This window comes from Corynebacterium sp. ACRPQ, from assembly GCF_022347225.1.
Taxonomy (GTDB): domain Bacteria; phylum Actinomycetota; class Actinomycetes; order Mycobacteriales; family Mycobacteriaceae; genus Corynebacterium; species Corynebacterium tuberculostearicum_D.
On the sequence record NZ_JAKRNF010000002.1, the window covers coordinates 215,904 to 231,210 of the forward strand.

At 60.4% G+C, this 15,307-nt stretch carries 14 protein-coding genes, 1 other RNA gene and 2 pseudogenes; 10 read left to right on the plus strand and 7 right to left on the minus strand.

Going from position 1 to position 15,307, the window contains the following annotated elements; all coding sequences use genetic code 11:
* Nucleotides 1-15 precede the first annotated feature (15 nt).
* Nucleotides 16-1,074, plus strand: a complete 1,059-nt coding sequence (locus tag MHY24_RS02630; RefSeq protein WP_239228277.1) for a DUF2786 domain-containing protein — start codon at nt 16-18, stop codon at nt 1,072-1,074.
* 137 nt (nt 1,075-1,211) lie between these two features.
* On the plus strand, nt 1,212-2,948 hold the full coding sequence (locus MHY24_RS02635; protein WP_204611357.1) for a CYTH and CHAD domain-containing protein: 1,737 nt from the start codon (nt 1,212-1,214) through the stop codon (nt 2,946-2,948).
* A gap of 59 nt (nt 2,949-3,007) precedes the next feature.
* Here the strand turns inward: MHY24_RS02635 and MHY24_RS02640 are convergent, their stop codons facing one another.
* Nucleotides 3,008-3,196 carry a hypothetical protein gene (locus tag MHY24_RS02640; protein WP_204611356.1) on the minus strand — a complete coding sequence of 63 codons (189 nt, stop codon included), beginning with the start codon at nt 3,194-3,196 and terminating at the stop codon, nt 3,008-3,010.
* Nucleotides 3,197-3,455: 259 nt separating this feature from the next.
* Here MHY24_RS02640 and MHY24_RS02645 point away from each other — a divergent pair, with 259 nt between their 5' ends.
* On the plus strand, nt 3,456-4,730 hold the full coding sequence (locus MHY24_RS02645) for a galactokinase family protein (protein WP_239228278.1): 1,275 nt from the start codon (nt 3,456-3,458) through the stop codon (nt 4,728-4,730).
* Nucleotides 4,731-4,742: 12 nt separating this feature from the next.
* Here the strand turns inward: MHY24_RS02645 and MHY24_RS02650 are convergent, their stop codons facing one another.
* From MHY24_RS02650 to MHY24_RS02670, 5 genes are all read right to left on the minus strand, one after another.
* On the minus strand, nt 4,743-6,137 hold the full coding sequence (locus MHY24_RS02650; RefSeq protein ID WP_204611354.1) for an RNB domain-containing ribonuclease: 1,395 nt from the start codon (nt 6,135-6,137) through the stop codon (nt 4,743-4,745).
* A gap of 25 nt (nt 6,138-6,162) precedes the next feature.
* Nucleotides 6,163-6,610, minus strand: an RNA gene (gene rnpB / locus MHY24_RS02655) — RNase P RNA component class A.
* Nucleotides 6,611-6,625: 15 nt separating this feature from the next.
* Nucleotides 6,626-7,756 carry a bifunctional RNase H/acid phosphatase gene (locus MHY24_RS02660; RefSeq protein WP_204611353.1) on the minus strand — a complete coding sequence of 377 codons (1,131 nt, stop codon included), beginning with the start codon at nt 7,754-7,756 and terminating at the stop codon, nt 6,626-6,628.
* A complete protein-coding gene (locus tag MHY24_RS02665) occupies nt 7,756-8,472 on the minus strand; it encodes a zinc ribbon domain-containing protein (RefSeq protein WP_005324390.1) in 717 nt (238 codons plus the stop codon). Before MHY24_RS02665 ends, MHY24_RS02660 begins: the two co-directional genes overlap by 1 nt.
* On the minus strand, nt 8,473-9,612 hold the full coding sequence (locus tag MHY24_RS02670; RefSeq protein WP_239228279.1) for a Nif3-like dinuclear metal center hexameric protein: 1,140 nt from the start codon (nt 9,610-9,612) through the stop codon (nt 8,473-8,475).
* Nucleotides 9,613-9,707: 95 nt separating this feature from the next.
* On the opposite strand from MHY24_RS02670, the gene MHY24_RS02675 reads away from it, so the two are divergent.
* The 7 genes and pseudogenes from MHY24_RS02675 (at nt 9,708) to MHY24_RS02705 (ending at nt 13,378) form a co-directional block, all read left to right on the plus strand.
* A complete protein-coding gene (locus MHY24_RS02675) occupies nt 9,708-10,199 on the plus strand; it encodes a low molecular weight protein-tyrosine-phosphatase (protein ID WP_239228280.1) in 492 nt (163 codons plus the stop codon).
* A 10-nt stretch (nt 10,200-10,209) separates the two neighbouring features.
* On the plus strand, nt 10,210-11,217 hold the full coding sequence (locus MHY24_RS02680) for an SURF1 family protein (RefSeq protein ID WP_239228281.1): 1,008 nt from the start codon (nt 10,210-10,212) through the stop codon (nt 11,215-11,217).
* A gap of 294 nt (nt 11,218-11,511) precedes the next feature.
* Nucleotides 11,512-11,643: pseudogene (locus tag MHY24_RS02685) on the plus strand (IS256 family transposase); the annotation flags it as partial.
* Between the two features lie 161 nt (nt 11,644-11,804).
* Complete coding sequence (locus tag MHY24_RS02690; RefSeq protein ID WP_239228282.1) at nt 11,805-12,209, plus strand: hypothetical protein; 405 nt, start codon at nt 11,805-11,807, stop codon at nt 12,207-12,209.
* Complete coding sequence (locus MHY24_RS02695; protein WP_239228283.1) at nt 12,202-12,531, plus strand: transcriptional regulator; 330 nt, start codon at nt 12,202-12,204, stop codon at nt 12,529-12,531. Before MHY24_RS02690 ends, MHY24_RS02695 begins: the two co-directional genes overlap by 8 nt.
* A 95-nt stretch (nt 12,532-12,626) precedes the next feature.
* Nucleotides 12,627-12,863 (plus strand): annotated as a pseudogene (locus tag MHY24_RS02700) (IS256 family transposase); the annotation flags it as partial.
* 275 nt (nt 12,864-13,138) lie between these two features.
* Entirely contained in the window at nt 13,139-13,378 is a 240-nt protein-coding gene (locus tag MHY24_RS02705) for a hypothetical protein (protein WP_239228284.1), read from the plus strand.
* A gap of 297 nt (nt 13,379-13,675) precedes the next feature.
* Here the strand turns inward: MHY24_RS02705 and MHY24_RS02710 are convergent, their stop codons facing one another.
* Entirely contained in the window at nt 13,676-14,905 is a 1,230-nt protein-coding gene (locus MHY24_RS02710; RefSeq protein ID WP_005324630.1) for an IS110 family transposase, read from the minus strand.
* Between the last annotated feature and the right edge of the window lie 402 nt (nt 14,906-15,307).

Sequence of the window (15,307 nt, forward strand, 5' to 3'; positions counted from 1 at the left end):
AAAGGACGAATCTTTATGACCACCCACTGCGATGATCTTTCTGCTCACGTAATCGAACGCCTCATCACCGCCGCACAACAAGGCTGGGCGCCGGCGGACTTAGAACACGTCTTAGGTCCGCACGCCTACCCCATTATTTACCGTGCAAGCCCCCATGTGCCGGCGCGAATTACCTCCCCTGCGCTGCGCAAAGCATGGCTCCAGATGGCCCCTCCGCAGGAGAATTTCATTCCACGCGATAAGCTGCGTGCCATTATTAAAGAGCTCATTCACCTACCGAGGCTGCGCGATACCGAGCTTTTAGCCTCCGGCGAATCCTTGCGGGAGGACGGGCTTAGCGATAAGCAACGCAAGATCCGCGAAAAGGTGCTAGGCCTTTTGCGAAAAGCGGAATCTACCAGCTTTGAGGATGAGGCCGAGGTTCTCATCTCTAAGGCGCAGTCCCTGCAGCAGAAGTATCGCATCGAGGACCTCCTTACCTCCGAGCTACCTGATCTTATTTCCCACCGCGTGCACATCCACCCGCCGTATATCAAGCACCAGGTTTCCCTGTTAAGCACTATCTCTGACGCCAATGGATGCACCACTCTCCTGATTCATGACAAGGGCTTAGCCTGCGTGATTGGCGCTCCTGCCGACGCCGCCCATTGCGCCGACCTTTTTGCCTCCCTCAACCGCCAATGCGATTGGTTCATGCGCAATGGTGACGGCGCAGAAATTGCCCGCGCTACGGGCTCTACCGCCGCCTATCGCCGTAGCTTCCGGCTCTCCTACGCCGCCCGCATCGGTGAATTGCTCACTCAAGCAAATGAGGATGGCATCGCAGATAACCTGCGGGAGTCCCAGTACTGCTCTCACCACGCAGAGACTGTAGCTACCCAAACCCTTCCGGCGTTGCAGGCGCGCACCGATCATGCCATCGAAACCCGCAATCGTCTCTTCCCCAACCTGACGGAAATGTCGCTTTCCATGAACAGCATGCACGGCATCAACGATGGTATTGCCGCTGCCGATAAATCTCACTTTGGCGGTGATGCTTCCGGGATTGGTTCGGTTCCAGAAATTACGCAGTAATTTTTGCCCTGCTCAAGGCCATTCTTCTCTCCCGTTCCCTGCTAGCGAACGGGGGCGAGGAGTGGCACCGCATCGAGTGCTTAACGGGTAGGATCACCGGTGAGTTTTATTTGGTCTAGAAAGTAAAAGGTACGTGAATGTCTACACAGTCTTTTCTCGAAGTTGAAGCGAAATTCTCCGTAGCCGAGTCCACTCAGCTCCCTGAACTGGCCCGCCTCGAGGGAGTTGACCACGTTGCAGACACGCGCCACCACGCGCTTTCTGCCATCTACTACGACACCGAAGACCTCCGCCTTACCCACGCAAAGGTCACCCTCCGCCGCCGCACCGGTGGCAATGATGATGGCTGGCATATCAAGATTCCTAGCGAGGCTGGCCGCACTGAAATCCACGCCGAGCTGGGAGAACCTGTAGATGGCCGCTACGAAGTACCTGAGGAACTTCTCCACCAGGTTCGCTCCATTATCCGCCACAACGAACTCACCCCGATTGCGCAGGTAGACAACAAGCGCACCGAGATGGTCCTAGCGGATGCCGATAATAAACCGGTAGCAGAATTCTGCGATGACCACGTCACCGCCTTTTCCTTCCTTCCAGGTGGCCAGCAGCAGTCGTGGCGCGAGTGGGAAGTAGAGCTCGCCGGTGAGCTTCCTGGCACCGAGGAAGGTACGCAATTCATTCGCCGTGCCACTTCCTTGCTTATCGGTGCCGGTGCGCGCGTTTCTTCCTCCCCATCCAAGCTGAAGTCCGCCCTGGGTGATTCCTACGCCAACGCACCGCTGCCTCCAGCCCTGGTATCGCCGGATGTGGACCCAGACTCCCCTGCCGCGGCCGTCATCACCGCACTCCAAGCCAACCGCAACAAGCTAGTTGATTATGACCCTCGCGTGCGCCGCGATGAGTGGGACTCGGTTCACCAGATGCGTGTTGCCACCCGCGAACTGCGCAGCCACCTACAGACCTTCCACGGCATTGTTGTCGGCCCAGAAATCGACAAGATTGAAGCCGATCTCAAGGAGCTTGCCGGTATTTTGGGCGTTGCTCGCGATGCGGAAGTTGTGGAAGAGCGCTGGCAGAAGCTGCTGGAGTCCGAAGATTCTGACACCTTGGATGACTCCACCCGCGAGCACATTGCGCACGATATGGGCAACGCCTACCGCCGCGCGCACCGCCGCGTTATCGCAGCCCTGGATTCCGAGCGTTACCTCGAATTGCTGGAATCCCTGGACCGTCTTCTCGCTGATCCACCAACGGCCGATAAGCAACAAGAGTCCACCCCGGTAGCTAGCGAAGCGGAGGAGACGGAGGAGCAGTCCTCTGTGGAAGGGGACGCCGCTACCCCTACCGATTCCAGCGAGGACAGCGCGCCTGCTGCGGACAAGGCCGAAAAGAAGCCAGAGAAAAAGAAGTCCAAGGACAAGTCCGCTGACATGGACACCGTGATGGCGCAGCACCTTGAAAAGGCCTATAACAAGCTGGTCAAGCGCCATAAGAAGGCCGTGGAGAACTGGGATAACCAGGAATTGTCCCTGCACGAGCGCGAGGATTATTTCCACGATATGCGCAAGGCAGCAAAGAAGCTGCGCTATGCAGCTGAAGCAGCTGGTTCTGCCACCAACCTCAAGACCAAGCGCCTCTACAAGGCCTGCAAGCAGATGCAGTCGGTGCTCGGTGACTTCCAGGATTCCGTGACCTCGCGCGATAAGCTGCTCGAGCTGGCAGAGTCCGCTCGCCGTCGTGGGGAGAATACCTTTGGTTACGGCCTGCTTTACCAGCGCGAGCGAACCATTGGCCTAAAGGCCCTTGATGATTACGCCGAGTCTTTCAAAGACATCAAGGCCGCGTTTAAGCCGCTGCGCAAGAAACTAAAGTAGCCGCGCTCCCCGGGTCGGCGCCGGGAAACACGGCTTTAAAAGAGATGGCTGGGAGTTAGTTACTTCCAGTCATCTTCTTCGTCTGCGGCATCTGCCGCATCATTGCGGGCTTGGGCAATTCCGATGGCGTTTTCTGCCTCTTCGCGGGTGTCATACGGGCCCATCCGATTTTCCCAGCCAGAGGTCTTGCCTTGGCTGACTTCCTTAGTGGTGGGATCAAAGAACCACTTCTGGTCTGCATCGCTCATGAAACTATCCTCTCAGTTGTTGCATCAGCGGCACCGGCTAAGTGCTGCCGCTGATATGGTTTGTGCCCACACTACCCACGCTGTCCCATTGATGCCCGCTAGAATGTGGGGCAGCACAATTCTTTTATACGAATCCATGTCGTATTCCCCGCCACCGCGCACATAGGTGGCGGGCGTTCGTTGCTTTAAACGCACCGCCGCGTGTGTGGGGCAACGAAGACTACTGGTCCCAGAACCTGGAAAAGGAGCTTTAGCACCCATGCCACTGTGGTCAACGCCTGCAGAGCCCGTAGCCGAGCGCGCCGCCCGAGCACATACCGAACTCACGGGCAGCGCTCCAACGCATACCGCCAGCGCGCCGGCAACGTGGTCCCTCATTGGTGAACATATTGATCACTTCGGCGGCATTGTCGCCATGTGTGTGGGAAAGTTGCGCGCTGCAGCGTCGGTAAGCCCGCGCACCGACGGCGTGGTAGCCGTACATTTCCACCCAGCTCAGGGCGAGACTGCCCATGACTCGATTAGCCTGCAGGCGCTTGCAGAACTGGCAACGGCGCAACAGCCTGCCACGGATGCGGAAGGCCAGCCGGTTATTCCGCCGTCACCACAAGGCGGGTTGGCGGCCCGCGTGGGCGGCATTGTCCACACGATGATTAATCGTCAGTTGCTCTCCCGGGAGACAGCCGGTGCGGATATCACCATCGCTTCCGATATTCCAGAGGGCGCGGGTATGGGCGCGGATGCCGCTGCGGACGTCGCGGTGGCGCTCGCGCTCATGGGCGCGGATGCGGACCTCGATGCACCGTTGAGGGCCCGGGTGGCGGATGTCTGCACCCAGGCCGTTTCTACCTTCGCAGCGCGGCCGCCGCTGCGCGCACGCCACAGCGCTGCGCTGCGCAGCACGGGTGAGGGCGTGTGCATCATGGACTATGCCGATGGTTCTGTCACCCACGCCCCACATGTGGTGGGCCGCGAGATGTCCGCCTTTGCGGTAGCGGTGCCCGAAGATTTTTCCGCGCAGGAGGAAAAGGCCATCGCCGATATCCGCCAGCGCCAGCGCTTTATCGATGATGCCTGCCACTCCTTCGGCACCGATTTGCTGCGCTTGCTTCCCGACGCCCAACAGCGCGTCCTCGACTGGCTCAAGGCCGTGCACAAGGTCTACGGCGAGGAAGGCCGCCCGAGCATCAGCGCCGCCACGGAGTGGATGGCCTTTTATGAGGAAGAAACTGAGCGCGTAGAAAAGTTTGCGCGCTGCCTGCGCTCGCACCGCGGCGCGGAGCTCTTCCCTATCCTGTTGCAGTCACAGTCTTCTTTGGCAAATATCTACGGCTTGGATTCGGCAGAAAAACTCGCCGAGCTGGTCACGGTTCGCGGTGCCGTTGCGGGTCGATCGGCGCATGCCGGCACCTCGAACGCGGTCATCGCTTATGTTCCGGCGAAAAGCGCGCACAATTTTGCAGCTGACTTGGCTGAAGACGGACTGCTCGTCGTCGAGCTGCAGCCAGGCGAGGCCGCCCGCGGCGAAGGCTAGGAGCCCTGCCGGCTAGTCGGCCGGCCAGGCAAAGAGAACCTCGCGCGAATCGGTATCCGCCGTCACCAGTGAGACAGTGGTTTCACTGCCGGTTTCCGGTGCGCCCACGCATTGGGCGAAGACGGGTGGCTCCGGTACGAAAATCCGTGCCTTGTCCCGCTTCGGGTCCCCGCGGACCACGGTGGCCGGAAAATTAGTCCCGAGCCAAGGTCGCAGCACAGTCGCCTCCGTCAGGTTCAGGCAGGCCTTATCCACTTGGGAGGCGAGCTGCGAGGTCGAACGCATCGCCCCGATGACCTCCGTAGCGCTGCCTGTTACCCACTCGGGAACCTCATAACCGCCGCACAGGGCAAGGCATACCTCCGTGGCGAACCTATCGGAAAGACGCCGCAGCGGCGCGGTAACGTGGGCATAGTAGCCACCAATACCGGCGTGCACCTGCGCCTCTTGCTCGCCTAGCCAGGCATAGTCGGCTCCGCGCAAAAGGCTTTGGGCTTCGCGCATGACGGCCATGCCGCGCGGGGAATCGGCGTCGACGGTGAGGAGGAATTGGGGAATGGGGGCGTCGCCAAGCGTAAAGCCTAGGGCCTGAGCCTCGGCGCGAAATTGGCGCTCATGCTCCGGCTCGGCCGCGGGCAGGGTGCGCAAGAAGCCCACACCAGCTTCCTGCATGAGGCGCCCAGCGCACATGCCGGCCAACAGGGAAATTTCGGAGTTATAGTCCATGACCTCATAGCGCGGCTCGATGATGAGCTCAAAGGTACCGTCGTCATTTTCCACCACGCGCTGGGAGGGCAGGCGCAAGGAAATGGCCTCGCGGCGCAGGGAAGATTCCTGGCGCAGCCGGCCGACCACCGGCAGCAGCGCGATGGATGGGTGGAGGTTGCCGGCCGCGAGGTCCGCGTGCGCGCCTTCATAATCCAGGCGTGCCTGGGAATAAATGAGCGCGCGCTCGACGTGGAAGGACTCCACCTCGCCGTTGCCATCCAAGTCAAAGGTCCACAACACGGCCGGCTTATCGGTGCCAGGCAACAGCGAGGCTCGGTCCTCGGAAAGCTCTGGCGGGTGCAGGCGCGCGGGTTCATCGGGAAGATAGATGGTCTGGCCGCGGCGGAAGGATTCGCGCTCTAACTCGCTGCCGGGCTCGATGAAAGCAGCAACGTCCGCGATGGCATAAAAGACGCGGTATCCGCCCTCGCGTTCTTCGATGTAGACTGCCTGATCCAAGTCCATGGAGCCGGCGGGATCCAGGGTCACGAAGGGAATTTCGCGGGCGTCGCGGCGCGAGTCGGCGTATCGGTCCTGCGCGCGGGCGGCCTGGGCAGTGACCGCGGCCGGAAAATCGGTGGCTACCGAAAATTCTGTGGCAATGGCGCGGAAATCGAGCGGGGCGGCGTAGAGCTTCATGCCCACCACCATAAACGTAGTAGGGCGAATGAGTCGGCCTATAAGCCGGATTCTGTCTCATCGCGGCACTCCCTGGGAAGCACCGCGCGGTGAACATCCATCTAGACCAACCGTTGCCAGTTGGTTCCAGCAGCTACCTTCAGGCTCGAGCGAGCAGCCTTAAAACGCCTGATCGGGCCCCGCAACGTGGCGGGGCCGTGATGCCTTGCTCCCGGTGGGGTTTACCCAGCCACCGCCATCGCTGACGGTGCTGGTGCGCTCTTAACGCACCGTTTCACCCTTACCTTGTGGCTCCAACTTGGCCGAAACCAAGTGGAGGCACGAGGCGGTCTACTTTCTGTTGCACTTGCCCGCGGGTTTCCCCGGGTTGCCGTTAGCAACCACCGTGCTCTGTGGAGTCCGGACTTTCCTCGGCGCCCACGCGGCAGCACGTGGCTGCCCGTATGAAGCGACGCGATCACCCGGCCGGCTCATTCGCGTTCCTTATTCTAGCGCAGGCCTGCCAGGTGGCCCACATCGTTAAATCCGTGCACCATAGAGCCGCCTTCCCAGAACTCCACCTGCGAAATGGCAGCCAGGTCGAGGAAGAGATGCCCAAAGGTGGCTGGGCCGGCATCGAGTGCTTGGCGGATGAAGGACTTAATCGGGTTGACGTGGCTCACCACCAGCACGGTCTTGCCTGCGAAGCGCTCTTGGAGCTCCTTGCGGGTGGTGCGCACGCGGCGGTTGACCGCCTGCAGCGATTCGCCGCCCGGACAGGCGACGCTCGCATCGTGCAGCCACTCCTCGTGAAGTTCCGGATCGCGCTGGTGGGCCTCGGCGGCGGTCTTGCCTTCCCACGCACCGAAGTCCACCTCAATGAGGCCGTCGACGGTCTCTACCTCGATATCACGGCCGTTGGCCACGGCCGCCGCGGTCTCTTGGCAGCGGCGCAGGGGTGAGCAGACGATGGCATCAAAGTCGGCGTCGGCAAGCGCTTGCGCGGCGGCGAGCGCCTGCTTTTGGCCAAGCTCGGTAAGGCCCGGATTGGCGCGGCCGGAGTATTGCTTGGCGGCCGACATCTCCGTCTGCCCGTGGCGAAGCAGGATAAAGCGGGTGGTAGGTCCACGGTCCCCCAGCCAATCGGTGGGGTGCGGCGCGGTGGTGTCTTGCTCCCCGGCCGGAGCTGGCTCGGCGTCTTCTTCACCGGCCACGATGCCTTCTGGGTGGCCGGCGGCCGCGGCATCCATGGCGTCATTGGACAGGGCGTCTGCCACCTTATTCTTGGCGCGCGGCACCCAGTCCAGGCTGAAAGAGGAAAAGCCGTTGATGTATTCGCGGGCGCGCAGGGCCAGCTTCTGCATGTCAGGGTGCTTGATCTTCCAGCGGCCGTTGATTTGTTCCACCACCAACTTGGAATCCATGTGGAATTCCACCTCGGTAGCGCCCATCTCGGTGGCGGCTTCAAGGCCGCGCAGCAGGCCGTTGTACTCAGCGACGTTATTGGTGGACTTGGTGCCTACCACGTAGACAATTTCGCGCAGGATGCGCTGCCCGCTGCCGTCATAGATAACGGTGCCGGAACCGGCTACCCCGGGGTTGCCGCGGGATCCGCCATCGGCGTAGATGATGACCTTCATTAGACCAGGCGCACCAGGTAGGAGCCGCAATCGCCGCACTGCGGCAGCTCATCGGCCGGGGCATTGCGCACGGCGTTTTGCTCGGCCGGCGGCAAGACGATGAAGCAGCCGCCGCAGGCGCGGTTGGCCTTGAACTGGGCGGCACCTACGCCGTTTTCCTCGCGCTGGGTATCGTACTCGCTGAGCACTCCAGCGGGCAGTTGATCGCGCAGCTCGCCTATGCGCACGGCCGGGTCTTCTTGATTGGCGGCCGCTTCCTTAGCCGCCTCGGCCGCACGGCGCAGCTTTTCCAGCTTGCGCTCGGAATCAGAAACGCGCGCGCCGTGGACGTCTAGATTGGAACGCAGCGCGTGCACCTCGTTATGCGCCTCCTGCAGCTCGCTCATGAGGTCTGCGATGCGGGACTTGGCCGCGTAGAGATCGTGCTCTAGATCCTTGCGGGTTTCTGGGTCCACTGCGGCGCCAAGCTGGCGCTTGTCATCGCGCTCTCGCTGGCGCAGCTTGCGCTCATCGGCCTGGATGCGCAGGATTTCGGTCTCCATGTCGTCGACAGCCATCTGCGCAGAACCGGAGGCATCTAGCAGGCGCTTGTGCTCTTCCTTGGCCTTGTCATACTCGGCTTGTTCCGGGATTTCCTTCTCAGCGCCATGGCCCTGCGAGCGTTCCAGGTTGGCCAGCTCCAGCAGTACCGGCTGTAGTTCTTGCGATAGTTTCACTTATGACTCCTTTGGGTGCGCAGAGATAGTCCACGGGTCGGTGCGCAGGCTAATAATTTCCGTATCCAGTTCTAAAGCATCCTCTACGATATCGCGCGCTTGGGCGGTCCACGGAAATTCGCTGGCCCAGTGGGCGGTATCGATAACGGCGGGGCCGCCGGCGCGCAGGTGCTCATCCACCGGGTGGTGGCGCAGATCCGAGGTGACGTACACGTCCACGCCTAGCTTCGCGGCCGCGGAGAGGAAAGAATCTCCCGAACCGGAAGACACGGCCACCGTGCGCACCTTCTGGTCCGGATCGCCGGCGGCGCGGATGCCCCAGGCGGTCTCCGGCAAGGCATTAGCCACCTGCTGGGTGAACTCGCGCAGGGTCATCTCCTGCGGCAGCTCTCCCACACGGCCCAGGCCGAGCGCGTTGTCCAGGTCCTGGTGGCCGGCCGTTTCCGTGATGTCATAGGCCGGCACCTCATAAGGGTGGGCGGTGTGCAGGGCCTTCAGCAAAGAGGAGCGAAGTGCGGCCGGGGCGACGAACTCGACGCGGATTTCCTCGCCGCGGTGCAGCGCACCGATCTCACCCTCGGTGGGGTCAGCGCCCTCCTCCGGCTGGAATTGGCCCGTGCCGGCGATATCGAAGGAGCAGTGAGAGTAGGCGCCGATTTGGCCCGCGCCGGCGTCGAAAAGCGCCCGCTTTACCTCCTCGGCCGCGGCTACCGGCACGTGCACGCCCCACTTATCCACGCCCTGGGGCTCCGGCACGATGGGCCGGCCGGGATTGATGCCTACCAGCTCCGCGAGCTTGTCGTTGACGCCCGGCCGCGCCTTATCCGCGTTGGTGTGGGCCGCAAAGAGCGCAACGCCATTGCTGACCAGCGTGTGCACTACCTTGCCCTTGGGCGTATCGGCCGCTACGGATTCCACCCCGCGCAAAAGCAACGGGTGGTGGACCACGAGCATGTCCGCGCCGAGCTCCACCGCGCGCTCGGCCACCGCCTGGGTGCAGTCCAAAGCAAAGGCCACCCTCTTTACCTCCGCGTCCGGATCGCCGCAGATAAGCCCCACGGCGTCCCACTTTTCCGCCAGGTGCGGTGGATAGGCCTCATCGAGTACGCGGCGGACATCGCCCACGCTCACAGCGGACATAGAGGTGCTCCTTTATGCTCGTTTCATGGAATAGTTACTACTGCTATATCCTATCTTCCGCACCACAGTACTATTCGCGCGAAGGGGTTTTCCGCATGACCGAATCCGATACCCGCTCCGGCCTTTACCTCGTCTTTGTCTGCACCGGAAATATCTGCCGCTCCCCCATGGCAGAAATCATCGTGCGCGATGAAATGGAAAAGGACATGCTTGACCTCGTCGCCACCGTAGATTCCTGCGGTCTCGGCGGCTGGCATGTGGGCCAGGGCGCGGACGAGCGCGCGATTGCCGAGCTGCGCCGCGGCGGCCACGATGGCGGTTCCCACCGCGCGGCCAAGCTGGGCGCCGAGCACATGGACGCTGATCTCTTCATCGCTATGGACAAGGGCCACCGCGAGGCCCTCATTGAGCACGGCATCGACCCGGCCAAGATTCGCCTGATGCGCAGCTTCGACCCCAACTCCCCGGAGGACGCGGACGTGGCAGACCCGTATTACGGTTCCACAGCGGATTTTGAGACCACGCGTAAGAATATCGAGGCCGCCGTGCCTGGCCTGCTGGATTGGATTCGCGCTAACCGCGACTAAACTAGGCCCCATGCTAAAGACGTTCCTTAAGCCAGGTTGGGTTCTACTGCTGCTGTTCGTCGTGGCCTTTTCCTACCTCGCTTTTACCGTCCTTGCCCCGTGGCAGCTGGGCAAGGACGATGACATTGTGGAACGCAACGAGCTCATCACCCACGCCTATGAGGCCGATCCCCAGCCGGTGGAAGACCTCGTGGATGGCAACGGCGCCATCAAGGACGACGAGTGGTCCCGCGCCACCCTGCACGGCCATTACCTGCCGCAGGATGAGGTGCTGCTGCGCCTGCGCCCGGTCGATTCCGGTCCGTCCTACCAATCCCTGGTGCCCTTCCGCACCGATTCCGGCCTGACCATCCTGGTTAACCGCGGCTGGGTCAAGGCCGGCGAGGCCAATGCCGTGCCGGATATCCCTGATGCTCCCTCGGGCGAGACCACGCTTACCGGCATGATCCGCGCCGACGAGGCCGAGCACCAGTCCGCCCCCATTAAGCAGGAGGGCTACCAGCAGGTCTACTCCATCCATACGGAGCAGATTGCCACGCTTATCGACGCCCCCTTGGCCCACGACTACATCCAACTCTCCGCCGACCAGCCCGGCGTGCTCAACGCCATGCCCATCCCGCAGCTCGACCGCGGCAACCACCTCTCCTACGGCTACCAGTGGATTGCCTTCGGCATCATGGCCCCGCTGGGCTTGGGCTACTTCGTATGGTCCGAAATCCGTGAGCGCCGCCGCCTGCGTGAGGAGGAAGAAGCCCTCGCCGCCCTCGATGCCGATGCCTCTACCCCATCCGAGCCCGCGGACGCCTCCGCTGCAGGCTCCGCACCGGTAGAAGCCCCGTCCCCCGCGACCTCCCGGCACGACGCCCACGCGGCCACTGACGACGCCACCGATACCGCCGCGGCCGTTCCCGCCGCGTCCTCCTCGCACGCCGCCAGCCGCCGCAATCGCTCCCGCTACGGCGATTCGAAGCCGGATCATTACGCCAAGCTGAACAAACGCCGTCGCGAGCGCTACTAACCCCTCTCTGCCTAGGCAGCGGCTTGAGCATCCGCATAGGCCCCACGAAACAACCACGTTAGCGCGCGCTACCCTCCCCCCTCGAGGCATAACGTGGCCACAAGTTGGCTCTCGAGGCCTTGACCCCTCAACCGGGTTAAGGGTTAGAAAGTGTGTCTGGGATCGGGGATTTTTAGGTTCTGACCTGTAGGTTAGCGTGAAATATATGCTTTGGGAGCATATATCTGGCCTCAACACGGTAAATCCCCGGTGTGGCTGCCAGTCTGTGGTAGTAGGCGGTGGTGTGGTGGCTCAATGCCAAAGAACCGACCACGCTGCTACTGCGGCGGTGATACCAAACGCAATGGAACAACCAGCAAAGGCACTACCCGATGTCGATGTAAGGCCTGCGGAGCCTCAGTCAATAAAAGTCGGCCAGATGTCACAGTAGCAGACCACCAGTCCCGTTAGACCCCCATGCGTAGCTACATTCCCACTATGCACAGTCCTTCACTTGCATACTTGGCAAGCATTAGACTTGCATGTACAGCAAGTGTTACACTTGCCTTAGTTGCAAACCAGGGAAGTTGGCGTTAGGGAGAAGAACGATGAGCGACGACCTTAAGATCATTCACGACGTTCAAAAGCGCACCACGTGGAAACAGAGCTGGTGGGCGGTGGCGATAATGGCGCTTGGCGTCGGCGGCGGTCTCGCGCTAACTAAGCTGTCATGGTGGTACGGTCTCGCGGTTCTTGTACCGACGTTCGTTCTGGGCTATCTCCTCAAGGATAAGATTGCAAACCCATTCGTGCGCCTCGATCCAAATATGGGTCCGAGCAACGATCGCGCAACCTGGTCACGAGTATTGCTACCCGGTGCAATGATCATGTCTACAACACCGACGCCGGATTCATGGCCCTGGATAGTGTTCTCCGGAGCGGTAGTCACTGCAGCTACCGCGTGGATGTTGTATGAGAACCGCAACGCCGCTGTAAAGGGTGTCAATGTCTAAGGATCCTTCACCACGCCCAGCAAAGCTGGATCCGGTCATCCACCCCATCAATCGGCTTAAAATTTGTGCCACGCTGTTCCATTCAGGCGCAACCGACGGCAGGCAGATGAAATACGCCGTGCTTGCAGAACTCACCGAGCTTCCCGCCGATACGCTTTCCAAGCAGTTGAAACATCTTGAGGACAGCGGCTATATCAGCCGCACCCGCGAATACGGCTCCACGCGCGCGAAAGACGCCGTCTGGGTCGCGTTGACTCAGACTGGAACAGGAGCCTATGCACAGCACGTTGCCGCACTTAAAGCCATGACAGAGGGCTCATAGGCTGCGCAGCCACTGCATAATGTGCTGCCACAACTGCGGAAATTCGAGGTAGCCGTCACTCCCCAGGAAGTGCCCACCGTTCTCAATGGTAGTGAGCGGGGCCGAGAAAACGTCGGCAAGCGTGATGGCTGTATCTAAAAACAGAACTGCCCGACGATCCCGTAGAAATCGCCAGGCAGTCCAACTGGGGCCAGGACCAACTCGCCAAAGTACAAACCCTGACCCACAACGAGAACCAAGCCGACCACGAAACAGGACGACCAACCCTCTACGACAACGCTATCGACACCAACTACACCCATTCAATCGGCATCCAAAAAGGCCAAATCTAGCCCAAGCGACACGCCGAGCCAGACACACATTTTGACCCTTAACCCCCTCAACCCTGCCAGCTGGCTAAGCCCACCAACGCAAAAAGACCGCCTCCCGGAACCGAATCCGATAGGCGGTCTGTCTTGTGCGGCCTGAGGGGATCGAACCCGTGGTTTATCCCTGTTGGTAAGCGCACTGTTTAGCGGTGTTTTTAGCGCTCCTGCACTGGGTAGAAACTCTATCAAACCCTACGCGTGCAACAAACGTGCAATAAGGAGATTAAGGAGCGCCTGTAGTGGATACAGCGACGAAGTTGGACGGGCTTAGTATCCCGTTCTTGGTGAGCGTGAACACCGTGGAAGGACGGTTACAGATATCGCATGATGCTGTGCTGCAAGACTGGCACCCGCTGGTGTCCCCGGTGTTGGAATACACCCGGCGCGCCGGGCTGTGCGTGCTGCACGATGACGAAGGCGATAACGACTATTTCGTTTCTGGCCGTGAGCGTGAGAGGTGGTTTGTTCCCGGTGTTTAACTACAAACTCGAAACGCTAGCCAACGGTGTTCGTCTTACCTACGAATTGCCGAACTGGCGGCATGTACCAGCGTCTGTAACCGAATAGATAGCTAGCCAAGATATGACGCGGATTAGTACCAGCGTTTCCGGCCTAAACGACAGGATGTGTTGGTGAGGTTGTACGGCTAGCTGGTCTGGCGTGCTGTTATTAGTACTATTTCACTTATCCAAAGGGATATTCCAGCTTCGACCATGAAATACCGCCAAAGGCATGCCGGTGTGCTAGGCACCTGAGCGTGATGCTCCTATGTTGTGTCAAGCTGATTTGAGAAGTTCTTCATAAGCCAACCTCAACTCCGGCAAAGGGCGCTTGCCGGTTTCGATATCACTGATTCTCGCCGGGGCACACCCGAGTTTTTCAGCAACCTGGGCTTGCGATAACTGCCTCTCGATCCGTCGAGCTTTGAGTTCATCAACCTCTACCTGGCCCGTTGGAAGAACGGCCTGACCCAAGCACAACACCCGGTAGACCTCCCTGACAATGGCGCGTTTCAGACACCGTAAGATCTCCTTTTTCGACAATCCTTCCTTGGTGCGTTTGGCTACGTAGTCCCTGGTGCGTTGGTCATGATGCATCCGCACCAACGCGATCCGATGCAACGCAGAATTCGCCCGACGATCACCACCCCGGTTGAGACGGTGCCGATGAGTCCGTCCAGAACTAGCCGGAATCGGTGCGGCCCCGCACAGATGAGCTAATGCTGCCTCGGAGTGAATCCGGCCTGGATTATCCCCCACACTGACAATCAGATCAGCAGCCACCACGGAACCACACCCAAATATCGAGGTCACATGCGGATTGATCATCTCAACCAGGATACTGATGTGTTTTTCCAGCTGCGTACCCTGTTTCTGTAAATCACGATAGGTGGTGGCTAATGTCTTCAACGCGAGGAGCACCCCATTTCTGGGGTCGGCCAGGTCAGCTGATGGTCGGCACCGGGACAAGGCCTCCACCATGACCAATGTGGACATCGCACTATAGCGGCGTCGAATCTCATCGGGTGCTGTGACCAGCAACGATTTGATCGTTGTCATCAGTTTCGCTGCTGTCATCACGAGCTGACGGCGGGTGATCTGCAACCCACGGAGGGATTCCACTGGCCCGGAAGTGTCTTTCGGGATGCTTAAGGCTTCCCCGGTGAGCACCTGGCGGGCGGCAGCGACAGCATCAACGGGGTCTGATTTGCCGTCCCGGCGTCGAACGGCCCGGGTAGGGCGTAAGACTTCTACGACTGAGTATTTCTGGGTGCGAAGGTGGCGTGTCAGGCCTGCTCCATAGGAGCTGGTTCCTTCCACACCGACGGTGGTGACACCGTAGGTTGCCATGAACTCTGAAATCGCCACGTAGCCAGGGTTGGTGGCGGGGAAGGTGTCGGTGGCGATGTGCCGGCCGGTGTCCGAAATAACGGCAACAGTGTGGGTATCGGTGTGGGTGTCGATTCCGGCAACGGGGCCGGTGGGGCAGTCGAAAGTGGTAGACATTGGGGATCAGGTCCTGTCTGTGAGCAAACGTGCGGGTGACCCGCGATCCGGGGTTTCCGGGCAGACAAGACGCTGATGGGACGACTACACTAGACACCTGCCGGGGTGGTCACGGTGGAGACGTCACGCTCCTATAAGGTCATGGGCGGATTCACCAGATTGCGGTACAGGGTCGGAACTAACATGGAAGACAGATCACGCTGAAGGCACATGAGGAGATCATGGCCAGTCAAGAAGTGGGTCATTCCACGTGGTTCCGATCCTGTATTCCCATTATCAGCGTCAAGTTGTTTGTGTGTGGGGCTGGGTTTATAGGTATTTGTCGAAGCGGTCGGGGTAGGCCACGGCCATTTGGTTGATGGCTTGTTTCCAGCCGGATACTCGGGCTCCTTCCATGAGTCT